The 23,677-nt window shown below is 51.1% G+C and carries 23 protein-coding genes and 1 other RNA gene; 12 read left to right on the top strand and 12 right to left on the bottom strand.

Going from position 1 to position 23,677, the window contains the following annotated elements; translation table 11 throughout:
• Positions 1-6: 6 nt before the first annotated feature.
• The 6 genes from JT719_RS03990 to JT719_RS03965 all read right to left on the bottom strand — a co-directional run bounded on the left by JT719_RS03990 (position 7) and on the right by JT719_RS03965 (position 5,459).
• Positions 7-1,854: a sialate O-acetylesterase gene (locus tag JT719_RS03990; protein ID WP_207431207.1), complete on the bottom strand. Its 1,848-nt coding sequence runs from the start codon at positions 1,852-1,854 to the stop codon at positions 7-9.
• Positions 1,855-2,088: 234 nt separating this feature from the next.
• Positions 2,089-2,514 (bottom strand): hypothetical protein, encoded by a 426-nt coding sequence (locus JT719_RS03985; RefSeq protein WP_207431206.1) that lies wholly within the window; start codon positions 2,512-2,514, stop codon positions 2,089-2,091.
• A 67-nt stretch (positions 2,515-2,581) separates the two neighbouring features.
• The gene (locus JT719_RS03980) at positions 2,582-3,058 is read right to left on the bottom strand and encodes a DUF6756 family protein (RefSeq protein WP_207431205.1); all 477 of its coding nucleotides are present in this window, start codon (positions 3,056-3,058) and stop codon (positions 2,582-2,584) included.
• A 57-nt stretch (positions 3,059-3,115) separates the two neighbouring features.
• Positions 3,116-3,505, bottom strand: a complete 390-nt coding sequence (locus JT719_RS03975; RefSeq protein ID WP_207431204.1) for a DUF7684 family protein — start codon at positions 3,503-3,505, stop codon at positions 3,116-3,118.
• A 139-nt stretch (positions 3,506-3,644) separates the two neighbouring features.
• Positions 3,645-4,049 carry a thioesterase family protein gene (locus JT719_RS03970; protein WP_207431203.1) on the bottom strand — a complete coding sequence of 135 codons (405 nt, stop codon included), beginning with the start codon at positions 4,047-4,049 and terminating at the stop codon, positions 3,645-3,647.
• A 90-nt stretch (positions 4,050-4,139) separates the two neighbouring features.
• Positions 4,140-5,459 carry an NCS2 family permease gene (locus JT719_RS03965; RefSeq protein WP_207431202.1) on the bottom strand — a complete coding sequence of 440 codons (1,320 nt, stop codon included), beginning with the start codon at positions 5,457-5,459 and terminating at the stop codon, positions 4,140-4,142.
• Between the two features lie 251 nt (positions 5,460-5,710).
• On the opposite strand from JT719_RS03965, the gene JT719_RS03960 reads away from it, so the two are divergent.
• Positions 5,711-5,941 (top strand): hypothetical protein, encoded by a 231-nt coding sequence (locus JT719_RS03960; protein WP_207431201.1) that lies wholly within the window; start codon positions 5,711-5,713, stop codon positions 5,939-5,941.
• A 17-nt stretch (positions 5,942-5,958) separates the two neighbouring features.
• Positions 5,959-6,381: a hypothetical protein gene (locus tag JT719_RS03955; protein WP_207431200.1), complete on the top strand. Its 423-nt coding sequence runs from the start codon at positions 5,959-5,961 to the stop codon at positions 6,379-6,381.
• 57 nt (positions 6,382-6,438) lie between these two features.
• On the opposite strand, the gene hemL is transcribed toward JT719_RS03955, so the two are convergent.
• The 3 genes from hemL to guaA form a co-directional block, all read right to left on the bottom strand.
• The gene (hemL, locus tag JT719_RS03950; protein WP_207431199.1) at positions 6,439-7,737 is read right to left on the bottom strand and encodes a glutamate-1-semialdehyde 2,1-aminomutase; all 1,299 of its coding nucleotides are present in this window, start codon (positions 7,735-7,737) and stop codon (positions 6,439-6,441) included.
• Positions 7,738-7,831: 94 nt separating this feature from the next.
• Positions 7,832-9,517, bottom strand: a complete 1,686-nt coding sequence (locus JT719_RS03945) for an ABC transporter substrate-binding protein (protein ID WP_207431198.1) — start codon at positions 9,515-9,517, stop codon at positions 7,832-7,834.
• A 27-nt stretch (positions 9,518-9,544) separates the two neighbouring features.
• Complete coding sequence (guaA, locus tag JT719_RS03940; RefSeq protein WP_207431197.1) at positions 9,545-11,074, bottom strand: glutamine-hydrolyzing GMP synthase; 1,530 nt, start codon at positions 11,072-11,074, stop codon at positions 9,545-9,547.
• A gap of 284 nt (positions 11,075-11,358) precedes the next feature.
• Between guaA and JT719_RS03935 the strand changes: the two genes are divergently transcribed.
• The 6 genes from JT719_RS03935 (at position 11,359) to JT719_RS03910 (ending at position 15,373) form a co-directional block, all read left to right on the top strand.
• A complete protein-coding gene (locus tag JT719_RS03935) occupies positions 11,359-12,021 on the top strand; it encodes a hypothetical protein (RefSeq protein ID WP_207431196.1) in 663 nt (220 codons plus the stop codon).
• A gap of 274 nt (positions 12,022-12,295) precedes the next feature.
• Positions 12,296-12,395, top strand: an RNA gene (gene ffs, locus JT719_RS03930) — signal recognition particle sRNA small type.
• A gap of 314 nt (positions 12,396-12,709) precedes the next feature.
• Positions 12,710-13,366: a fructose-6-phosphate aldolase gene (gene fsa / locus JT719_RS03925; protein ID WP_207431195.1), complete on the top strand. Its 657-nt coding sequence runs from the start codon at positions 12,710-12,712 to the stop codon at positions 13,364-13,366.
• 89 nt (positions 13,367-13,455) lie between these two features.
• The gene (locus JT719_RS03920; protein WP_205503283.1) at positions 13,456-13,659 is read left to right on the top strand and encodes a fructose-6-phosphate aldolase; all 204 of its coding nucleotides are present in this window, start codon (positions 13,456-13,458) and stop codon (positions 13,657-13,659) included.
• A gap of 126 nt (positions 13,660-13,785) precedes the next feature.
• On the top strand, positions 13,786-14,496 hold the full coding sequence (locus tag JT719_RS03915; RefSeq protein ID WP_207431194.1) for a cell division ATP-binding protein FtsE: 711 nt from the start codon (positions 13,786-13,788) through the stop codon (positions 14,494-14,496).
• On the top strand, positions 14,486-15,373 hold the full coding sequence (locus JT719_RS03910; protein ID WP_207431193.1) for a glycosyltransferase family 2 protein: 888 nt from the start codon (positions 14,486-14,488) through the stop codon (positions 15,371-15,373). Before JT719_RS03915 ends, JT719_RS03910 begins: the two co-directional genes overlap by 11 nt.
• Positions 15,374-15,474: 101 nt before the next feature.
• Here the strand turns inward: JT719_RS03910 and JT719_RS03905 are convergent, their stop codons facing one another.
• A complete protein-coding gene (locus JT719_RS03905) occupies positions 15,475-16,131 on the bottom strand; it encodes a DUF6565 domain-containing protein (RefSeq protein ID WP_207431192.1) in 657 nt (218 codons plus the stop codon).
• 229 nt (positions 16,132-16,360) lie between these two features.
• Between JT719_RS03905 and JT719_RS03900 the strand changes: the two genes are divergently transcribed.
• The 4 genes from JT719_RS03900 (at position 16,361) to JT719_RS03885 (ending at position 20,544) form a co-directional block, all read left to right on the top strand.
• Complete coding sequence (locus JT719_RS03900) at positions 16,361-17,491, top strand: DegT/DnrJ/EryC1/StrS family aminotransferase (protein ID WP_207431191.1); 1,131 nt, start codon at positions 16,361-16,363, stop codon at positions 17,489-17,491.
• A 144-nt stretch (positions 17,492-17,635) separates the two neighbouring features.
• Positions 17,636-18,658, top strand: coding sequence for a Gfo/Idh/MocA family protein (locus JT719_RS03895; RefSeq protein WP_207431190.1), 1,023 nt, complete (start codon positions 17,636-17,638; stop codon positions 18,656-18,658).
• Between the two features lie 114 nt (positions 18,659-18,772).
• On the top strand, positions 18,773-19,459 hold the full coding sequence (locus tag JT719_RS03890; RefSeq protein WP_207431189.1) for a class I SAM-dependent methyltransferase: 687 nt from the start codon (positions 18,773-18,775) through the stop codon (positions 19,457-19,459).
• Between the two features lie 20 nt (positions 19,460-19,479).
• The gene (locus JT719_RS03885; protein ID WP_207431188.1) at positions 19,480-20,544 is read left to right on the top strand and encodes a glycosyltransferase family 4 protein; all 1,065 of its coding nucleotides are present in this window, start codon (positions 19,480-19,482) and stop codon (positions 20,542-20,544) included.
• 147 nt (positions 20,545-20,691) lie between these two features.
• Here the strand turns inward: JT719_RS03885 and JT719_RS03880 are convergent, their stop codons facing one another.
• Together JT719_RS03880 and JT719_RS03875 are read right to left on the bottom strand one after the other, a co-directional pair.
• Positions 20,692-22,191: a lipopolysaccharide biosynthesis protein gene (locus tag JT719_RS03880; protein ID WP_207431187.1), complete on the bottom strand. Its 1,500-nt coding sequence runs from the start codon at positions 22,189-22,191 to the stop codon at positions 20,692-20,694.
• Between the two features lie 130 nt (positions 22,192-22,321).
• Positions 22,322-23,641: a polysaccharide deacetylase family protein gene (locus JT719_RS03875; protein ID WP_207431186.1), complete on the bottom strand. Its 1,320-nt coding sequence runs from the start codon at positions 23,639-23,641 to the stop codon at positions 22,322-22,324.
• Positions 23,642-23,677: the final 36 nt, after the last annotated feature.

Raw genomic sequence — 23,677 nt, 5'->3', positions numbered from 1 at the left:
GAATCTTTATTTCACTTGTTCCAGCTTCCAGTCATCGGTGCGGAACGGAACAGCCGGCAGGCCTTCCTGATTGACGAGGTTGCAATCCGGGTTGTCTGCCCAGGCGTAGCGAACTGCCACCGGGTTCCTCACTTTCCCTGAGCTCACCAGTACTTTGTTTCCATCAATCCTGGCATCTGCCCAGTAGAACTTGTGGTCATTCCCGGCAACGGCAAATCCTTTAAGTGGACCACCGCCTTTGGTAGCCAGGCTTGTTCCAGTTTCAGAGAAACGGATAGTGATCTGATCACCCGTAATCTCATGTCCCTGGTACATGGGGCCGGAAGCCTGCACCGGCTTTTGGTACACCTGTTTTTTTGCCACCAAGGCCAGTCTTCTGCCTACTTCTTGCTTGTTCTGAGGGTGAATGTTATCGGCTTCGCCAATGTCAATGATGCAAGCCATGCCGGTGTTTGGCTGGGCCAAAGCCAGGGTCTGGGCTTCGCGGAGGGCTGCCCAATTACTTTCCGACGGCTCTGGCTGGGTTTTCAGGTAATTGGCCAGCTGTACGTACAGGAACGGCAAATAGCCCTGCTGCCACCGGATGCGCCAATCATTGATCATCAGGGGAAACAACGTGCGGTAATCGTACGGCGCGTCCACGTTATTTTCGCCCTGGTACCAAAGAAACCCTTTGATCCCATAGGAGACAATGGGGTTGATCATGGCATTGTAGAGGTAAGTAGGATACTGGTGGTAATTCTTGATGGTAGGGATGGTGGGCTCCAGGTCTTTTCTGAATTTCCAGGAACCCGCCAGGCTAATCTTAGAGGTGCCATAGGTAAGGTACATTTCCTCGGCCGGGGGATTAAAGCCACCGCCTCCCCACAGAAACGCCATTCGCACGGCCAGTACGTTTTTGCCCTGTTTTACCAATTTGGCCGGAATACGGTAGTGGTGCGTGGGGCTGGCATTCCAGACATTTTTGGCTATTTCTTGCCCGTTGAAGTACAAGGTGTAATTCATCTCAGGGTGCCCCAGGTGCAGCGTCAACTCTTTGCCAGCCATAGGAGCGGGCAAGTCCACGTTTTTTCGCAGCCAGACCATTCCTTCGTAGCCGGGCATGTTCAGGTCTTTGAGGGTGGCGGGCATGGTGAGTTCCGGCCACTTTGCATCATTGAGCCTGGGGTTGGGGATGGTCTTCTCGGTTTTATTGTGGGGCTTGTACACGATTTCCCAGAACCGAACCAGGTCCAGGCTGTCTTTGATGAAATGGTTAACTGTGACGGTATCGTTCTGCAGTACTTTGTTACGGGTGATGGGGGAGGAGAGCAATTGGTCGCGGCTTGTCCAGGCCTCCACCGGAGTGCCACCCCAGGTAGCCTGCAGAATGCCGATGGGTACATTCAGCTCGGCATGTATCTCTCTGGCAAAAAAATACGCCACCGCCGAAGCCGTTTTCACCGTCACCGAGTCCAAGGCTTGCCAGGAGCCGCCCATCACATCAGACTGCGCCTGGGTCCTTTTATCATGCGGAACATTGAACATCCGGATGGCAGGATAGTTCGCCTTCTTTATTTCCTCCCGGGCATTCATGGATTGCTGTACCTGCCATTCCATGTTAGATTGGCCCGAGGCCAACCAGACATCGCCAAGGAGCACGTCTTTAAAGGTTTTCATCGGCTGGGTTTGGCTGCCTTCGTACACGTTCATTGTGTACGGTCCTCCGGCTGGCATTTGGGGCAGGCGCAGCTTCCACTTCCCGTCTTGCCCGGCAACTGTTTTCACCCTGTTTCCGCCAAACTCCACCGAAATCTGTTCCCCGGCCCTCGCTATTCCCCAAACCGGAATATCAGTTCCTCTTTGCAGAACCATGTGATCACTGAAAACCTTCGGTAAAGAAACTTGCCCAAACGCTATTGATTTAACAAATGAAAGCAATATTGTGAGTGCAGTTATGGAGATTATTGGCTGCTTCAACCACCTGCTTTTTTCCTTTTTCATCTATGTTTTATAAAAGAGCAAGAAATCACCTTGATTGGGGAAATATCCCTGTGAAGTGAAGAATTGATACCGAATTCTGATAGATATTCTTAATTATTGTATTACCTATTTGTACCTTATACCTATTGAACTTCCACCGCTTAAAGGATCATAAGCTGCCCAGATATGCCCCCACGTAAAGTTTCTGGCAGGACCAACCTGTTCTTCAAGCCATTGGGTAAAAAAAATTACTTTTTCCCTTTCTTCTTTTTCATTCCAAGTGCCCCAGCCGCTCTCTAAATCAAAAGGAGAATTGTTGATTATAAACGTGACAGAATTTAGTGCTTCCTGGTGAAAGAAGAATGTTATGTTGAGATATTTTCCAGACATTTCCACGTTTTTGACGACGAAGTGAATCCAACCATTAAGTAAGTTCCTTTCTTCCTGCATCTCGCCAAAAGCAAAACCTTTGAGATCTGCCAGTGTAGTTGTCTGGGTAACGACTTTATCAAGGCTAAAAGTAAGATGACCTGTGTTCCTATCTATCATCATTGATATTGTACATCAGCCTTGTCTAAGCGGCAAACGGCCTTTTGCTCTCATTCTGTGATCCACTTATTTAGTACTGAAAGTTTCTTATTCCCTGCTGCTGGATTTTAGGGATGATGGTTCCAAGCCCAATTAAGTTATTAAGGTGGTCAGCGCAAAGCAGCCATTCATACTTTTTAGAAATTACATAAAATTCAAACCTGTAATGGGATTCTAGCAGCCGCTGAATAGGTTCAATGTAACCTTGAAAAAGCCAAAGCTTGGTAGGATCACGGTAAGAATCGCACGCAACAAACCAGACTTTTTCATTCCTGTCAATTAGCAGGCTGAGAGGAGCGATGGGGTTTTCTAAAGCAAGACCCAGTTGTGGGCTTTTGAGGTTCTCCCGCCATTGGTTGAATTGAGTGTTTGAATTTATTTTGATGATGAATTCTTTCTCAACCCGCTTCATGATGGCGGGCCATTCATAGATACCAAACGCATCAAATTCATCAGGCTTGAAGGCCAATGCTCTAGCAAGTTTCAGTAAATTATCTTTAAACCCCATCCTTTATTTAATCTGTCCTGCCATTAAAAAGTATTAGAAGTTAGACCGGCGTTTATTTTACTTATCGCCTGATTCTTTCATTTTTAATTTCTCAAGGTACGTCTTTACTGTTGGTATGTCTAGTTCGCCAGAAATGTCCAGGATTATCACCTCTTTTAGGTCTACTTTATCAGAATTGGCCATGAATAAAGAATACCAAATTGCCTCTTGTAAATCTTGGTGCCAGGTAGTTATTAACAAGTGCGGGGGTAAGTAAAGATCTTCCACCTCGGCATTCCTGTAAGAGATTTCCTCGTCTACATAATCATGCACCCATTCTGCTTCGTCGCCAACAGTACAGAGCCACCCTACATTATGGAGGATGATTTTTGAAATTACTTCATCAATGTACGTCTTTGGCTTTCCCTTTACCAATAGCAAACAAACCCAATCTTTGTCGGGAAGCAAATCAGACCAGTTTCGTTCTGTGTCGTATCTGACAATTCTTATGGTTCGGTTATTTACAAACTCTTCCAACTCGTGTCAATTAAGAACGCATGTAGACTGAAAGCAAAAACAGCACGGGTTATTAAATTTGAGTTTCCTTCTAAAGCAATTCCAACATCTCCTTATCAATTCGTTTGGGTCGCATGGTTTGGGCATCCAGCAGGCACCAGGTGGTTTTGGCGGAGGCCAAGAGTTCCTCGGTTCCGGCCCGGTACAAACTCACGAACCGCTCAAATTTGGCCCCCTGGTAATTGCCTACCCAGGTATAGCCTGTCACCGTTTCCCCGGCGAAAGCGGGTTTGTGGAAGTCGATCTCGTGCCGAAGCACCACCCATAGAAACTTCTCCTGCATCTCTTGCGGAGCCACGTGGACCCAATGGGCTGCAGATACCTCCTGCACCCAGCGCAGATACACCACGTTATTCACGTGCCCCAAAGCGTCAATATCTGCTTCGGTCACCTTGATGTCAATGCTGAATTTGCCGGTGTGGTCTTGGTGGGCCATGAGCGAAGGGATGGTTATTAGTGAAAAGAAAGGGAAGTACTGAAATCTGTTTTAGAGCTGTTTTCCTGAAAAAGGGCTTAAAACAGCAAATCAATGCAAGATCAGAGCAATGATGCAGAAAACGTCTACAATGAGCAAAGGCCAGGTGACATCCTGTTTTTTGCCGCTGATCAGTTTCAGGGCTGTCCAGGAGAGAAAGCCCCAGATGATACCCTGCGTGATGGAGTAGGAGAAGGGGATGAGCACCATGGCCAGGAAAGCCGGAATGGCTTCGTCCAATTGCCCCCAGTTGATTTTAGTCACCGGACGCACCATGAACACGCCCACCAGCACCACAGCCGGAGCAGTGGCAATAGCCGGCACCACCGATAAAAGCGGAGCCAGAAACAGGAACGGCAGAAACAGCAATCCGCCCACCACCGCTGTGAGTCCGGTGCGACCGCCTGCCTCAATGCCCACCGCCGATTCAATATAGGCCGTGCCGGGGCTGGAGCCCACCAAACCGGCCATGGTGGTGGCAAAGGCATCTACCATGAGGGAGCGTTTCACGTTACGGGGCTCGCCGCGTTCATCCAGCAGGTTGGCGGCCTCGGCTAGGCCCACCAAAGTGGAAAGGCTGTCAAACATATCGGTGAAGACAAACGCGAAGATCACCGGCACCACCGACCATTGCAGGGAGTTTACGAGGTCTAATTGGAAAAACAGGCTGAAATCAGGGGCCGAGAAAATGCCCTGCCAGTTGACCAATGTGCCGGGTGCGCCACCAGTGGCTTCCAGTCCCCACCACCGGCCAATAGGATAGGCGGCCAAGGTGGTGAACAGGATGCCCAGCAAAATACCGCCGCGTACCTGTTTGGTGACCAATACGGCCGTCACCAGCAAACCCGCAATGAACGTGAGTACCGCCGGGGTGAGCGCTCCCATACCAATGATAGTAGCCGGATTAGGAGCCACAAACTTGGCATTGGAAAACCCGATGAGCGAGATAAACAACCCGATACCCGCCGCAATGGCGTACCGGAGCGGCCGCGGAATAGCCTTAATGATGTACGTTCTCACATTGAACGCCGATAGCAGCAGGAACACAATCCCCGACCAGAATACCGCTCCCAAAGCCACCGGCCAGGGCACTTTCATGCCCAGCACCGCCGTAAACGTGAAGAAGGCATTCAGGCCCATGCCAGGCGCCACCAGAATAGGGTTTTTGGCATACAGGCCCATCATAAGGCTGCTGAAGAAGCACACCAGCACCGTGGCCGTGAGCACCGCCGAGAAGGGCATGCCGGCCTGGCTTAGTATGCTGGGGTTAACCACTATGATGTACGAGGTAGCCAGAAAGGAAGAGATACCCGCAATAATCTCGGTCTGTACGGTAGTGTTGTTTTTCTTCAGTTCAAAAAAGGAGGTCATGCACAAGTGGGTTGTGGTGGAAATTGCCGGTATAAGCCTGAGACTACATGTACCCTATACCGCTGGTAATCTTATTTTTAAAAAGCGATACCAATTTCTCGGCATCTTATGTGTCTTAATCTGGAGGCATAATTCTCCTTCTATGACGAGAATTATTTACACATGTTCCTTTATCTAATGCAGTGACTTACGTAAAACGGTATTTGTTATTTGTAAACCGAGCCACGGGCTACCTTAAGATTTCTTCAAATATGGCAAATTCAACCAGAAACTGGCTCTATCGTCCCACAAAGAAACATGTGCTCCTCATCACCATCGTTTGGCTGATGGCCATGGGGTTGATGATCCTGGCCATGACCCAGGTGTTTGAGCAGCGCATCATTAGCCGAAGCAATGCTGGCTTTTTGTTTCTGATGTTCACCTCCAGCCTTGTAGTGGTAGGAGTGTACCTGAACTATCTCAGAGCCAAGCACGAGGGATAAACAAAGGATTGTTCATAGTGGAAGCGACACCTGAATTTACATCTCATTTATTGGTGTTATCATCCCGAGTGGTTGTCAGTGATAAGATCATCAAGGGGAGAAGATATCTCAGGCCAGCTGTTTCCAGCGCTTTTGGATCTGGACCAAAAATGAATAACTTGGTGAAGGAAAGGAATCCAAACACTTTGACTATGCAGAAGAACCGAAGAACCTTTGTAAGTCATCCTACCGAGAAGAATGTTTTAGTGGTCGTGACAGCCTGGCTGCTAAGTGTGGTGCTGTTACTTTGTGCCATGACTGACTTCTTTCAAATGCCCTTCATTGTAAAAGAAAACATCGTGATGCTCTTTTTGATTGGCTCCTCAACCTCGGTTGTATTTGAGGTGCTTCTAAATTTCTACCGTCTTAGAAAGAAGAAAGAAAACTACGTTGAAGCATAAAAACAGAAGCGGCACCTGAATACCTCAGGTGCCGCTTCTGCTTTTATGGGTTACGTATTAGGCGTGGGTTGCTCTCAAAGCTTCCAGGTTAGCAGTCAGGTACTGATCAGCTAAGTCCTCGGTGATAGCCGCCGACACAAACAGCGTTTCAAACTGCGAAGGAGCCAGATAGATCCCGCGCTGCAGCATCTCGTGGAAATACCGCCCGAAGGTCTGCAAAGAAGAAGTTTTCGCCGAGGCGAAATCCGTTACGGGTTCTTCGGTGAAGAACAGGCTGAACATGGAGCCTACCTGGTTGATGGTGTAGTTCAGGCCCAGTTGCTGCATGTTCTGCTTGGTGCCGTTCACCAGTTTATCCGTGATGTGCTGTAAGTGGGTGTACAGCTCGGGGTGCTCGTTCAGGTAGGTCAAAGCCGCCAACCCCGCCGACATGGCAATCGGGTTCCCGGACAGCGTTCCTGCCTGGTACACGGGGCCAGCCGGAGCCACCGAGTTCATGATTTCCTGCTTTCCGCCGTAGGCACCCACCGGCATGCCGCCGCCAATGATTTTCCCGAGCGTGGTCATGTCTGGCATCACCCCAAAAAGCTCCTGGGCACCGCCTTTGGCCAAACGGAAACCAGTCATTACCTCGTCAAAAATAAGCACAATGCCTTCTTTGGTGCACAGGTCACGCAGTCCTTGCAGGAAACCTTCGGCGGGTGGCACCAGGCCCATGTTCCCCACCACTGGTTCCAGGATGATAGCGGCAATCTGCGCCGGATTGGCATCTATCAGGGTTTGCACCGCGGCCAGGTCATTGTAAGGGGCCGTTAAGGTATCATTGGCAACACCTTTGGTCACGCCGGGGCTGTCTGGCACGCCCAGGGTAACGGCTCCGCTGCCGGCGGCAATCAGGAAAGAATCGCCGTGGCCGTGGTAGCAGCCCTCAAACTTGATGATCTTGTCGCGGCCGGTATAGCCTCTGGCTACCCGGATGGCTGACATGGTAGCCTCCGTGCCGGAGTTCACCATGCGCACTTTCTCCACGCTGGGGATCATGCTGATGATGAGCTCGGCCATCTCAATCTCGCGGCGGGTAGGCGCGCCAAAGGAAAGGGAACCTGGCAAGGCATCGCGCACGGCTTTTTCAATGGTTTCGTGGGCGTGGCCCAGAATCATAGGGCCCCAGGAATTGATCAAATCAATATACTGGTTGCCATCCTCGTCAAAGAGGAAAGCACCCTTCGCCGATTTCAAGAAAAGAGGTTGTCCGCCTACCGCTCTGAACGCCCGCACCGGTGAGTTTACCCCACCCGGAATGAATTGCTGGGCACGCTGAAAGAGTTCTTGGCTGGTTGTATGGGTCAGTGACATAATTTAATGAGTGATTGAGTGAAGGAGTGAATGAGAGAATGAAAAATGGAAAAGACTAGTCAATCCATCATTCAATCTCTATCCAATCAATAAATTAAAGTACCGGGTTAACCACTAAAAGTCTTCCGTTTTCTATCTTGATGATGGGCAGGTATTGGTTGTCCTGTGCCTGTTTCCCGGTAGAAGTAGAATAGCCAACCCCTTGGTAAAACACACCCGGTTGTACGTCTCCTAACCTGGGAGGCGCGGCGTAACCGTTCTCCTGCAGCCTACGGCCATAGTAGTTCATCAGCTCAAAACCAGCATAGGTAAACGTGGACGGAGGAAGGTTATAGCGCCTGGTGTAGGCTCTTTTAAACTCCTGCAGGGCTGGGTTCTCCTGGTCAATGTATTTAGGAGCCGTGAAGTACATCTCCAGAAAATCGAATTGGGAGAAACTGATCTGGGGTACTTCCAGCCATTTCTGGGAGACAATCACCGGTACTTTGGAAGCCTTCTGTTCCAGGAACCCCACGGTGCCCGTTGCTACGGCCGGAGCCGAGGACTGTACCACCAAAACTCCCAAATCCCTGAGGTTAACACTGTTCAGCGCAGTGTTCAGGCTACCGGTTGTTTTTGAGTTGATTTTCTGAAAAGAGACCACTTTCCCGCCTAAGGCAGTGTAGGTGCGCCGGAAGTTTCCGGCATAGGTGGTATCGTCTTTCTCGCTGTCAAAGATGATCACCGCCGTTTTCTTAGGAAAGGTATGGTACGCATAAGCCGCCGCGCGCTGCCCCTGAGTGGCCACCGTAGTCTCCATGAGGTACAGGAACGGGTTTCCCTTGGTGACCTCTAGGTCATCAGAGAAAGGATTCACCATGTTGAGGGTACGCTGCTGGGCAATTTTGGCGGCGTAGGCGCTGTTGTTTTTGTAGATAGGCCCTACTACCAGGTCCATAGTTCCCAGGTCCGGCAACTGCATCACTTTCCTGATCTGGGCGGTATCGTTCTTGGTATCGTACGGGAAAACGTTCACCCGCACGCCCTGCTTCTGCAGCGAGTCCTGAGCGGCGACCATGCCGGCGTAGAAATCGGTGATGAACAGGTTCTTTTTGTCTACCCGCACCCCGGCATCAGAGATGTTGAAGGGCAGGAGAACCGCTACGTTGTATTCCTCTTTCCGGACGGCGGCGGTACGCTGCAGATAACCAAGATCCAGGTTGAACTGACGGACCAAAGCTTCCAGTTGCGGGCGATCCTGCTCCGTGAACCAGCCGCCGGCCAGTTTATCGGCGTAGGTTTTGGCCAGGGTAGCGTCCTGCGGAAACTGGCGCATGAGGTACTGGAACGTGGCTTTATCGGTGAGCAGCATCATGTAATGCCGCTTCATGGAGGCCACGTCGTTCCGCAGGGAGGCATCCTGGATAGGTTCCAGGGCTTTCAGCGCCCGCAGGTATTCTTTCTTTTCAAACAGTACTTGCCCGTGCAGGTATTGCGCATCGGCTAAGCCGCCCCAGTTGGCATGCTCAGAGGTGAGTTGGGTGAGCATCTTGTCGGCCTCGGCCCACTTCTTCTGTCTGGCGGCCGCCACGCTGTACAGGAAAGCCGCGTCTGGCGCGTAGCTCTTCCCGGTAGCCGCAGCGGTGAGCGGCATCAGTTCGGCCAAGGCCAGTTCATACTTCTGCTGATCCACCAAAATCCGGCCGTTCTGCAGGCGGGTATTCAGGTCAGCATTGGTCTGGGCCTGAACGTTCCAGCTTAACGCAAATCCGGCAACGGCAAGTACTATCTGTTTTTTCATTGAATTCTAAAAACTAGCCTTAAAACACTATTCCCACTCAATAGTGGCTGGTGGTTTAGAGCTGATGTCGTAGACTACGCGGTTTACCCCGCGCACTTTGTTGATGATCTCGTTGGAGACATCGGCCAGGAACTCATACGGCAAATGGCACCAGTCGGCGGTCATGCCGTCTACGCTGGTTACGGCCCGCAGGGCCACCACGCGCTCGTAAGTACGCTCATCGCCCATTACGCCCACGCTCTGGATAGGCAACAGCATGGCACCGGCTTGCCATACCTGGTCGTAAAGGCCGGTTTTCTTCAAAGAGGAAATAAAGATGTGGTCTACTTCCTGCAGAATGGCTACTTTCTCAGGTGTGATGGAGCCCAGAATACGGATAGCCAAGCCCGGACCCGGGAACGGGTGGCGACCGATGATGTTCTCAGAGATGCCCAGGGTTTTACCTACCAACCGTACCTCGTCTTTAAACAGGGTCTTGAGCGGCTCTACCACTTTCAGTTTCATGAAATCTGGCAGACCGCCCACGTTGTGGTGCGATTTGATGGTTGCAGAAGGGCCTTTCACCGATACCGACTCAATCACGTCTGGGTAAATGGTGCCCTGGCCCAGCCACTTGGCGTCTTCTACCTGGTGCGATTCCTGATCAAATACCTCAATAAACACGCGGCCGATGGCTTTGCGCTTGGCTTCTGGGTCGGTGAGTCCTTCCAGGGCCGCGTAGAACTGGTTCTTGGCATCAACGCCTTTCACGTTCAGGCCCATGTCTTTGTAGGAGTGCAGCACGTCTTCAAACTCGTTCTTGCGCAGCAAACCGTTGTCTACGAAGATGCAGTACAGGTTTTGCCCGATGGCCTGGTGAATGAGCATGGCCGCTACCGAGGAATCCACGCCGCCGGAAAGGCCCAGGATTACTTTGTCATTGCCAATCTGCTCGCGCAGCTCGGCTACGGTAGATTCTATGAATTGGTCTGGGGTCCAGTCCTGGGAGCAGCCGCAGATATGCACCACAAAGTTGCGGAGCAGGCGCTTGCCCTCAGTGGAGTGCGTTACCTCTGGGTGGAACTGGATGCCGTAGGTTTCCTGGTCTTTTACTTTATAGGCGGCCACCTGCACAGATTCTGTGCTGGCGATGATCTCAAAATTGTCTGGGATTCGCTTGATGGTATCGCCGTGGCTCATCCACACCTGTGAGTCAATAGTGAGTTCTTTGAACAAGCGGTTATGCTGATCTACGTGGTTCAGCTTGGCCCGGCCGTATTCTCTGATGGTAGAGGCAATCACCTCGCCGCCGCCTTCCTGCGCCATTAGCTGCGCACCGTAGCAAACGCCCAAAACGGGCAGATTTCCTAAAAACGGCGTCAAATCAGGATTTGGATAATCTGCATCCCGCACCGAGCAAGGGCTGCCCGACAGAATCACGCCCCTGGTATCTGGGGTGAGTTCAGGAATCTTGTTAAACGGGTGGATTTCGCAGTAAACGTTAAGCTCGCGGACGCGACGGGCAATCAGCTGAGTGTACTGAGACCCGAAATCGAGAATGAGAATTTTTTCTGGCATGTGCAAAGGTACGCGCCCGTTTTAAAACATGAAAATGAATTTGCAGGGAGTAGGGGAGAAGCGGCAGGCGCCTGTCTTTGTTGAAAGTTGAATAATACTTTTGTCCGTTTCACCGGTAATTTTTGAAAAGGAGTTCAAAAAAAGTATCTATTTTACGAAACCAAAAACGAGGCACGCATTTTGCAGCTGAGTTTTGCAAAGTAATGGCCAGCCTAACCTTGCCAATTTTGGCAGGAAGAGGCCAGACCAGTAAAACAGAAACTAACCTTCAGTTAAAATATTGTATGTTCAAAACTCTACTTCTTCCGTTACGGGCCGCTTTAGGAGTGCTGGTGACCGCCTCCCTGCTGGTAGCCTGTGAATCGGATTCAGACACCTCGGAGCCTACGCCGCTGGCCGGGCCTACGCATACCACCTTTTCTTTGGTAGACAGCATTAAAGTGGATCCAGCTTTTCAGAACTCGTACCCAGACGCGTATGAGAACCTGAGAGGCAAAACCTACAAGGTGAACGCCCAGGACAAAATGGAGGCCTATTTCATTGAGGAGAACCAGGGCGTTACGCTTTATTTCAAAGATACCTCTTCTGTAAAGACCCGCTCCTGGGTATCATTGCACTTCAAGAACCGCACCTTGCAGAATCTGCCCGCCACGCTTTCTTTGAAAGACGCCGATGAGGTGGGGATACAAAACGGCCAGAACTTTGCCGATGGCAGCGGGGCCATGTCGCCGGGTTACGTGACGGTGCTGGATGGTTCGGCTGCTCTGCAGTACGATGCCGCCACCAAAGTGCTGAACGGCTCCATTTCTAACCTGAAACTGAGCCTGGAGTACTACGTGCCGGAGTATTCTTTCCCTAACCGGGCCGGAAATGTCCTGAAAAACAGCGGTTCCAGCCGTAACGTGAACATCACCTTTGAGAACGTGAAAAGCCACAAAGCCGAATAGGCTTAAAGCTTCTACTTAATAACTTCTGAAACCGTTTCCGGGCTAATTTCACCTAAACAGCCCGGAAACGGTTTTTTTGTGCCTTGTGCTTTCATGGAACATCAGAATAGAAAGGCATGTGTTTGAAGTCTGATGCCCAGATCCGATGTTGCGGGCAATGACCTGTCGCAAAATTATTCTCCCTGACTATAAGCACTCTCCGGTGATTTTGGTTGGTTTTTATAAAAATAAAGCAGAAACCACTTGCGGTGAATAAAAGCCTTCGTATCTTTGTAACGGCAAATCGGTACGGCCAGCTCCTACTGAACTCCCCCAGGCCCGGAAGGGAGCAAGGGTAGGTGGTTGAGCGGCGCGATACTCGGTTTGCCACTTTTTTTTGCCCATACCCCAACGGTTCTCCGCCGTTCTTCAAATTCCCCCTTCTGCTTTAAAGCACTTTTCGTTACCATGTTCTAAGCCTGTTTTGCTCAAAACAGGTCTGAAACCGGTCGCGTTACTTTCTTTACTTGCCCTGTTTAGGCTTTTGGGATATTCTTTTTCAGTTGCCGCTTAAAACCTCAAAATAGAACAACTCCGGCGGGGTAATTGCGTTTGAGAAGCAATTCGGCCAAGGCTTTAAAATACTTTTCCGGCCGCCTCGGTTTTCTGCCGGATTGAACTAGATTTGTAATCCCAAACCATATCTGCTATGAAATTTTTCATTGACACCGCTAATCTGAACGAAATCCGCGAAGCCCATGATCTAGGCGTGTTGGATGGCGTAACCACCAACCCATCGCTCATGGCCAAAGAAGGCATTGTAGGCTATGACAATGTCATGAAGCACTACCGTGACATCTGCGAGATTGTGGACGGAGACATCAGCGCCGAGGTGATTGCCACCGATTTCCAAACCATGGTGAAAGAAGGAGAGGAGCTGGCCCAGCTGCACCCTAACATTGTGGTGAAAGTGCCCATGATCAAAGACGGCGTTAAGGCCATCAAATATTTCACAGATAAAGGCATCAAGACCAACTGTACGCTGGTGTTCTCGGCGGGTCAGGCGTTATTGGCTGCCAAAGCCGGTGCCACGTACGTTTCTCCGTTCGTGGGTCGTTTAGACGATATCTCCACCGATGGCTTAGGTCTGATTGAGCAGATCGTGCAGATTTACCAGAACTACGGTTACCCAACCGAGGTATTGGCGGCTTCTGTGCGCCACGTAATGCACCTGGTACAATGTGCTGAGATTGGAGCCGATGTGGTAACCTGCCCATTGAACGTGATCACCGGTCTGTTGAACCACCCACTCACCGATAGCGGCCTGGCCAAATTCCTGGCAGACCACAAGAAAGCCAACCTGTAATCAATTGAGAATTGAGAATCAGGAATTAAGAATCTGTTCATCAGTTTTTAATTCCTAATTCTCAATTCCTAATTCTTAATTGAATAGGAGTGTACATCATTAAAGTAAAGGGCAAGGCCAAGATTCCGGATTACATTCAGCTGCGCGATGAGAATTTCGTGCTGATTGCTTATTTCCGGGCCGATCGTCCTTTGAAAAACCTGGACCGGTACGGTCTGGAGAGCAAAGAGGAAGAGCTGGCCTCGCTTATTGCCAGTCTGGAGTTTGGGAAACTGCAGAAACTGGATCTGTAAACCAACTCCCCAAGACAGGTTTTTAGCCGGGTTAGTGCAAGACACTGGCGCTCCTTTCGGGTTTTTCTTAACTTGCAAAGCTCTGCCATACCCAGGCAGCCTTCAATCATTACCGTTTCCCTTGCTATGGAATTCTCTTCTAACCCAGTAGTCACGCTGCAGAAAGCTTCTATTTTTCAGGATGTAAACACCGTCTTGGGCGATGTAAGCTTTTCTATTGAGAAAGGAGAGTTTGTGTACCTGGTAGGCCGTACCGGTAGCGGTAAAAGCTCCCTGCTGAAAACCCTTTACGCCGATCTTCCCCTGAAAGTAGGGCAGGCCCAGGTGGCGGGCTTCAACATCCATACTCTTACCTGGAGCCAGGTTCCGTTCCTGCGCCGTAAAATTGGTATCGTGTTCCAGGACTTTCAGCTGCTCTTTGACCGTTCCGTAGCCGATAACTTGAAATTCGTGCTCAAAGCCACCGGCTGGAGCGACAAGTCCCGTATCAAGAACCGCATTTCTGAGGTGCTCATGCGCGTTGGGCTTGATGCCGTCATGAACAAGTTGCCGCACCAGTTATCTGGTGGCGAGCAACAGCGGGTAGTGATTGCCCGGGCACTTCTGAATGAACCGGTGATCTTGTTCGCCGATGAGCCCACTGGTAACCTGGACCCCGATGTGACCCAAGGCATCATGGACCTTTTCCAGGAGATCAACAACAGCGGTACCGCTGTCTTGATGGCTACCCACAACCACCATATCCTGCAGCGCTACCCAAGACGTATTCTGAAATGCGAACGGGGCCGGGTGCTGGATTCTGCCCGTGAGGAGTTCTCCCTGGTAGATGGTTTCTGAGATTTCCGTTCTCATTCCTGTTTTTAACCAGAATGTTCTTGGCCTGGTAGAGCGTCTGCTCCAGGAAGCACGTTCATTACCCATTTCCTTTGAGGTAAGGGTGTATGATGACGGTTCCTCCCCGGAGATTCTTCATCAAAACCAACCCCTGCAAAATTTGGCAGGAGTGGAGTACCAAACACTCCCCGTGAATGTGGGTCGCTCCCAGATCAGGCACCGCTTAGCCGAAGAAGCCCGCTTCCCACACCTTTTGTTCCTGGACAATGACGTACTGCCTTTTCGCCCTGATTTTCTGAAACGGTACCTAACCCAGGCTGGCGCAGGAGTCACTATTGGCGGAGTTGCCTACCAGGAAAAAGCTTTAGAAGGGCTTGAACTGCGCTGGAAATACGGGAAAGCCCGGGAAGAAGCTCCTGCTAATGAACGGCAAAAGACCCCGTACCAACGCGTGTTCTCCAGTAACCTGCTGGTGCCAAAAGACGTGTTTCTAGCCTGTTTTCCTAGAAATGAGCTCAGCGGATACGGCCACGAAGACACCCTATTCGCCTGGCGCCTGCAACAGCAGGGAACACCTGTTTCGCATATAAATAACCCTGTGTGGCACCTGGGCCTGGAACCCGCCGAAATCTACCTCTTGAAAACCCAGCAGGCTATCCATAACCTGGTTCTCCTGTACAGGCAATTTGGTCTTGGCAGCGAGTCAAAGCTTATGAGACTATATGCGAGGTGTAAAAAAATGGGGATGGAGAAGCTTCTGCTCGAGAACAGCAATTGGTTGTTCCCCCTTCTGAAGAAGAACCTGGTTTCCAGGAAGCCTAACCTGCGGCTTTTTGATCTTTACCGCCTGCTTTTACTTACCAGGTACCTAAGTAAATAAGAGCGTTTTGGGCTAGTTTCTGGGAGAACGAGCTAAAATCAGCCCATAAAAAAAAGCCCCTCCAGAGGGAGAGGCTTTCCATGTATAAAAAGGAAGCGATATTATCTATCATCGTCTTCAACGGCTTTCTCCACTTTTTCGGCGGCTTTCTTAGCGGTATTTCCTACGGCTTTCCCGGCTTTCTTAGCCCCGGAAGCTACGTCTTTGCCAGCCTCCTTAGTAGCTTCGCCTACTTTGCTGTTAGAAACGTCTTTGCCTACTTCTTTCAGGTCAGAACCAACTTTGCTGGCGGTGTTGCCCGCTTTGTTGGCGTTCTTCATGGCCACGTACTTGGCTTTCGCTTTTCCTATTTCCCACTTGTCTTTGTCGGTCAACTGGTCCTGAATTGCGTTTTTACGGTCATCTAACTGGTTCCAGTATTTCTCTACGGTATCCCAGTCATTGTTGCTGAAACCGGCTTTGTGCGCTTCTACGTGGGCCACAAACTCTTCATAGGCCTGCCGGATGTCGGTGGCAGTGTAAGACGGAATCTTGCTCTCATCTAAACCATGCATGCTGGTGCTAGTAGTAGCCGCCATTCCCGCGCTCTGGTTTGTTTGACCATACGTGTCATTCACCATAGTGGAGCCGGAAACATCAGTAGAGGAAACCCCGGTAGAAGTAGTGCCGCTTTCTGTGCGGCTGCAACCATACTGCGCAAAAACCAACGTGCAAGATGCCGCAATTACCAGCGTATGTTTTTTTAAGTTATTGTACATTTTCATAGTCTTATAATTGTTTTTAAAATCTAAACAATCTTCGGATATAGTAAACGGAATTAGTATTTAGAGGTTTCATATAAAGCCTACAATAAAGTTGAGGTAGATGTTAATTGAACTTTTAGATGATTTTGGTTGAATAGGAGTTTGAGGCAAGCCGGGGAATATTCCAGCCAACTTGCATACGGTTCCCCTCACAAAACCTATATTTGTCTTTTCGATTGTTCCCATGAACCAACTCCAGATGGTAGACCTGAAAGGTCAATACCAGCGCCTGAAACCGCAGATAGATGCTGCCATGCAAGCCGTGGTAGACAGCACCGCCTTCATCAACGGACCCCAGGTGAAAACCTTTGCCCAGAACCTGGCTCAGTACCTTCAAGTCAACCACGTGATTCCCTGCGCCAACGGCACCGATGCCTTACAAATCGCTTTAATGGCCTTGGATCTGCCCGCCGGGGGAGAAGTGATTGTGCCTGCCTTCAACTACGTGGCTACCGCCGAGGTGATTGCCTTGCTGGGCCTTAAACCGGTGTTTGTAGACGTGCTGCCAGATACGTTTTGTATTGATCCGGCCAAAGCACGGGCGGCTGTCACCGAGAAAACGGTAGCCATTATGCCGGTACACTTGTTCGGACAATGCGCTCCCATGGAGGAGATCATGGACCTGGCTATTGCGCAGGAACTGTTCGTGATTGAAGACAACGCCCAGGCCATTGGGGCGCAGTACGTAGACGCTGAGGGCGGAACCTCGTTTGCCGGAACCATCGGGCACATCGGCACCACGTCGTTTTTCCCGTCCAAGAACCTGGGCTGCATGGGCGATGGGGGCGCTATCTTCACCCAGGACGAGGAACTGGCCACCACTTTACAGCAGATTGCCAACCACGGGCAGCACAAGAAATACCATTACTCCCGCGTGGGCGTCAACTCCCGATTAGATACTTTGCAGGCTGCTTTGCTGGACGTGAAACTCACCCAACTGGATGATTTTATCTTGCGTCGGCAGAAAGCGGCGGCGGCGTATGACGCGCATTTCGCGAAAGTGGAGCAGATCAAAATCCCAACGCTGGCACCGTACAGCAGCCACGTGTTTCACCAATACACCCTGCAGGTTCCCGCCGATAAACGCGATGCCCTCAAAGCTTATCTGCAGGAAAAGGGAATCCCCAGCATGGTGTACTACCCGGTGCCGTTGCACCTGCACGAGGCCTATGCGTACCTGGGCTACAAAGCCGGCGATTTCCCGGTTTCTGAGGAACTCTGCGGCAAGGTTATTTCCCTGCCCATGCACACGGAGCTTTCTGAAGAGCAGCAGACCTACATCGCGGAAGCGGTGGTCAGCTTTTTCCAAGGGTGAAGAAGTTGTGCTTGTTGGTGTTATCACCAACAAGGGCGAAGAGGGTAGTGCCAGAGGAAACATCGAAATAGTTAAAGAATAGAAGCCTTCTTGTTTCTGGGTTGATTTTCAGAAAGCAAGGTTAAAACGCATACAAGACACTAGATGTCAGAAAAGATAAAGTTTGCCGTAATAGGCGCGGGCCACATTGGTAAGCGCCACGCCACCATGGTGCAGCGTCACCCGGAGGGAGAGTTAGTGGCCATGGTGGACACCGACCCTAATCGTTTGGATGAAGTGGAACCCTTTGGAGTTCCATTCTTCACCAGTATGGAAGAATACCTGGCCTCCGGGCCTAAGGCCGATGTCATTTGCGTGTGTACGCCCAACGGGTTCCATGCCGAGCAGGCCATGCTGGCCCTGGAGAACGGTTGTCATGTGGTCTGCGAAAAGCCGATGGCCCTGACCAAAGCCGATTGTGAGCGCATCATTTACAAATCGCTGCAGACCTCTAAACTGGTCTTCTGCGTGATGCAGAACCGCTACAGCCCGCCTTCTTTGTGGCTGAAAGAGATGATCATGGAGAAGCGCCTCGGCCAGATTTTCCTGGTGCAGATCAACTGCTACTGGAACCGGGACGATCGCTACTACAAGCCCGGTACCTGGAAAGGCAATCAGGCATTGGATGGCGGTACGCTGTTCACCCAGTTCAGCCACTTCATTGATATTATGTACTGGCTCTTCGGGGACATCAAGAACATCAGCGGCCGGTTCATGGATTTCAACCACCAGCACCTCACCGGTTTTGAAGACAGCGGCCTTATCCACTTTGACTTCATGAACGGCGGCGCCGGTACGCTCAACTATTCCACCGCCGTGTGGGACACGAATCTGGAAAGCAGCATGACCATCATCGGGGAGAAGGGCAGCATTAAGGTGGGCGGTCAATACATGAACGAGGTGGAGTACTGCCACGTGCAAGACTACGTGATGCCGGAGCTTCCGCCCAGCAGCCCCGCCAACGACTACGGCCACTATAAAGGCAGCGCCGCCAACCACCACTTCATCTTCGAGAACGTGATTGACACGCTAAAAGGCAAAACTTTCGCCACCACCAATGCCCTGGAAGGCCTCAAAGTGGTGGAGATCATTGAACGCATTTACGCCTTAAAAGGAATTAAGAATTGAGAATTAGGAATTAAAAATTTGGGGGGGAGTGTAGTCTAAGCCTCTTTTCAAATTCTTTTCCTTACATCCTTAAATTAATTCCTAATTCCCAATTCTTAATTCCTAATTAAAAAAATGAGCGTTTCTGATTTTTACGACGACTATACCGAACAGCAGTTCAGGAAAGGCATCCACATCCGGCACCGGACCATCCTGAAGAACCTGAAGGAAGCGGGCCTCAAGGCTGATTCTAAAGTGCTGGAGATTGGCTGCGGCATTGGCACGGTGACGCACCTGCTGGCAAAAGCCACCCCGCAGGGGAAGGTTCTGGCCGTAGACATAAGCCCGAAAAGTATTGAGATGGCCCGCCGGTTCAACCAGCAGTTTAACCACGTGGAGTTTGGGATAACGGATATGACCGATTTTCAACGGCCAGAGAAATTCGACTTTGTGGTGTTGCCCGATGTGATTGAGCACATTCCGTTGGAACAACACCCCAACCTGTTTCAGGTGATTGCCCGCCATCTGCACAAGAACTCGGTGGTCGCCATCAACATCCCGCACCCGCTGTACCTGACCTGGGTGCGCGAGCATCAGCCGGAGTTACTGCAGGTAATTGACCAGCCCATCCATACCGATGAACTGCTGCGCAACACCTACGCGGCCGGACTGTACCTGCACAAACTGGAAAGCTACTCGCTGTTCTCGCAGGTAGAAGATTACCAGTGGATTATCCTGAAACAGCGTCTGGTGCCGGAGAATGTGCAGCCTAAGTCTAAAGTAGACCTGAAACTGCAGGACCTGTCCTCCAAGTGGCTGTAGCGTTTTAAGCCTGTTTTTCCATGTCCGCGCGTAAACCCGTTCTGCTTTATTTCTATCCGGCCCAGTCTTCCTTCGTGGTGAAGGACTTGCGGCTGATGGAACAACAGTATGAAGTACGCCACCAGGGTTTTCTGCCCGCTAAGAAATGGCAAACGCCGTTGGTCTGGTTGGGGCAATTTTTCTTTTTATTGAGTCACATCTGGCAAGCCAAAGCCTTGGTGGTCATGTTTGCCGGGTATCATTCCTTTTTTCCGGCTCTTTTCGGGAAACTAGCCCGAAAACCCTGCCTCATTGTAGCCGGCGGCACCGACTGCGTTTCTTTCCCCAGCATCGGTTACGGGGTGTTCACTAATCCTATTCTGGGGAGGTTTGCCCGCTGGTCATACCAGTTGGCTGCACACATCGCGCCGGTGCACGAGAAACTGGTCTGGCAGGATTATACTTATCAACCCAACGATTTCCTGCACCAGGGATTCCGTTTCCACTGCCCTGACCTGAAGACGCCGCACACAGTTGTCTACAACGGCTATGATGCCTCGTTCTGGCAGCCAGACCCAGCGGTAGTAAGGCAGCCTAATTCTTTCCTGACGGTCTGCGCCGGTCTGAACATGCGCTTCACCCAGCGGTTAAAAGGCGTGGATTTGATTCTGGAAGTGGCGCATCTGGTGCCTGAGGCTACGTTCACCATTGTAGGAGCGCCAGACAGCTTCAAATTCCCCAACCAAGCGGCCAACGTGAAGCTGCTCCCCAAGATGCCCTTGGCTGATCTGAAAGGCATTTACAGTGCCCACACGTTTTACATGCAGCTTTCCATGTCAGAAGGCTTCCCGAACGCCTTAAGTGAGAGTATGCTGTGCGGCTGCGTACCGGTAGTAAGCCAGGTGGCCGCCATGCCTGATCTGATTGGCAGCAGCGGCTTCGTGCTGAAAGAGCGGAAGGTTGAAATGCTGGAGCAAGTGGTAAGGCAGGCTATGGCTGCCACTAATCTCCGGCAGATGGGGCAGCATGCCCGCACAATTATGGCAGAGAACTATCCTGAGGAAAGAAGAGAGCAGGAGTTACTGCTTTTATTGAAAAGCCTTTAAGCTAAATTGGATACGTTCCTCGCTCCACATAGGCGAGTGGTAGCTTACTTTGGCCGATAGTATTGATTTCTGCTCTTCAAAATGTAAGAAGCGGCCAGAGGCCGCAGGTAACTCACACTCGCCGGAGGCGAGCGAGGGTAGAACTAACTAGAGCCAATTTGTCTTTGTTAAGCCAAAACGCAGCAGTGTCTTCTTAATGCCATTGTTCAGCTCCGGTGATACTTTCAGCCCGATGGCCAGGCCTCCGTACACGGCGGTGATCAACGAAGACCGCACGGCAATGTCCAGCAACAGCACGTCCATTCTGGGCAGCAGCCAGGAAGCCAGGTAGGCGGCTCCGGCAATCAGCAGAAGCAGTAGTGAATCCCACCCAAAAGGCTGCATTTTGAAAAAGTAGCCCACAAACGCCACCCGGAAGATGTTGATAAAGATGAACACCAGCATGGAGGCGAATGCCGCTCCGCTGATGCCGTAGGGCGGGATGAGCAGGTAATTGGTGAAGATGACCAAGGCCACCATCAGGATGTTCAAAATAAGATCGTAGCGGTATTTGTGGGAGGTCACCAGGATCATGGCGTTCAGGCCGGTGGCCAACTCAAAGATGCGGGCGATGCCCATGAACAGAATCACGTACCGACCGGCGCTGTATTCCGGCGGCATCAAGGCGAAGATATTGTCTACGTTGCACCAGATTCCCAGGAACAGCAGCAAGCCAATAAGCAGGTTCACGCGCGTCATGTTCTTGTAAAGCCTGGCCAAGGCAGGCATATCTTTCTGCTTGAACAGATCAGCCACTTGCGGACTCAAAATCTTGTTCATGGAGCGGTACGGCACCAGAATGGCGCTGGTAATGAAGTAACCGGTGGTGTAGTAGGCTACATCAGAAAGTCCGTCATAAGCCATGATCATGGCGGTATCAGTGAAGGCGATGATGGTGCCGGAAATATTGCCCAGGAACGCATACAGGCCGTACTGCACCACTTCCTTGATGGGCACAATCTGGAACATGTTCCGCCCGGGGCGCACAAAAAACTGCCGCAGCCACAGCAGGTAAACAATGCAGATAAGGGCGGTACTGGAGTTGGCGGCAATAAACAGGATCACGAACCACTGAAAGTCAATCACGCCCCAGTAAAAGAGCGCAGCGCAGGCCATGGTGAAAACCCGCACCAGAAAATCCTGCAGAAAGGTCTGCACAATGGTTTTGTAGAGTGACCGCAGGTAGGCATCCAGCAACAGAAACAGGAGCGTGAAAAAGCTGAGCGGAATAATATAGTAGTAATAGTCTACCGCCAACGGAGAGGTAACCCGGTACAAGTCAAACACCGCCGGTTTCAGCAGCAGGAACAGTACCGTGACCACGGCAAACCCCAGCATGGGAATAGCCAGCATGAGGAACAGGAAACCGTTGTGCTGTTTATCGCGGTCGCGGAAGTAAGGGAAGAACCGGGCGCTGGTGTTGGTGAAGCCAAGCGCGGCAAACTGCGCAAACACCGGCGAAACGCTCAGCAGGAAACGGGTAAGCCCCACTTTGTCCGGATCGGCGAGGAAATAAGGAAGAACTAAAACGGTATTCAGATACCCTACTACCATGCCCACAGTGGAGATGATGGTGTTCAGGTAACTCTGCTTGCGGATGACATCCATGGAGTGCGTGCGGCGTTTTGGGGCGGTTTTCCGGAAAAAAGGACGAAAACCGCCTCGGCCCGAAACGCAAAATTAATAGCTTCTGCCGTGGGTTATGCTATGTACCCGAAAAATGCCGGAGAACCTGATCTCAGTCTAGGTGGTTCAGCGCCTCGGAAATGGTCAGAAAAGAGGTTTGCTGGCGCTGCAGGAACTGCGTGATGTCCTGGAACATCCGCAAACCGCCAGCCATGCCATAGGGCGTAAAGTTCTCGTTGTGCCACAGCAGGGTGAAAACCCCATGAAACCGGATGATCTCCTGCAGCATGGGCGTGATGGCAGGCATTACCTGGGCAGGTGTCAACTGTAAATACTTGGGGTGATTCAGGGTTACATCCATTAGATTTAAAGGCATTTCCCACACCTGGGTCATCTGCCTTGATCGAAAATCAAACAACCGGAAAGGGTGGCAATAGCTGTGCCGGAAACCATAGTGCTCAGGAAACCCCAGAGTACTGTCATACCGGAAGCCGAGTTCCTGCAGTAACTCCGGAGTTTGTACCGGATCAAACCGAAGGTAGTGGAAGCGGTTCCCGGGAATGGGAGAGGGCATTTTCTCCCGCTCTGCCTGCAATTGCCGGGCGTTGGTTCCTGTGCCATGGCTACCATGGATCGCCAGTTCATGCCCATTTGCCCGTAGACGCTTCACTTCTTGCTGCAGTTTTGGCGAAAGCAGGTTATAATCGGCGTTGGGGTGGCCCTGGTGCTCAGCTTTTTCGGCCAGAAAGAAGAACGTGCTTTTGGCTTGCAGGCGATCCAGTTCCTTTTCTACCTGGGGCAGGTTAAACCAGGCATCCTCCATCAAGACTTTTTGGACCGCCAATTCCAGAAACAAGCCGATGTTGCCTTTTAAGAGGGCAGGTTTGCCGGCTACTTTCCAGGCACTCTGGCAGTAATCAATGTCATGGGTGAGGCAGGTGGCAAACGGTTTCCCATGCCAGGTTCTGAACGTGATGGGCTTTCCGTACGCCAATTCTACTGCTGCTCGTAATACTTCAAAATAGTAGTTGACGATGGGCTGGGTAATGAACCCGTGCTTGGCCTGCACCGAGGCCGCAAATGGAAACCGCCCGAACTGGTCACGCACGGAGCTGTGGTATTCCTGCCATCCGCTCAAGAGGTAAAAAGCCGAGGCCACCAGGTCATAGTGCACCACCACCGTTCCGCGCTCGGTTAAGGTAAACCATTCCTTTTCTGGAGAAGCGTCAAAGAACAGGGGGAGAGACGTGCCTTGCCAGTCTTTACAGATCAGGTTTTCTGGCTGTGGGTTCTTCTGCGCAAAGAATTCGCCGGGCGAATTTATGATCTGAACGCGGCTGCTCCCGTCCAGGCCATAGCTGATTTCCAGCGGTTCCGGCAGTTGGTACACCCGCTTAAAATGGAAAAGCACATAGTCAAAAAGGAGCTGCACAGACCAGAATTTAGAAGCCTTTCAGGGCTAATTTCT

It is taken from the genome of Sabulibacter ruber, assembly GCF_017355955.1.
GTDB lineage: Bacteria > Bacteroidota > Bacteroidia > Cytophagales > Hymenobacteraceae > Nibribacter > Nibribacter ruber_A.
Note: the sequence above shows the minus strand (reverse complement) of the source record. Positions and strands in the feature narration are given on the sequence as shown.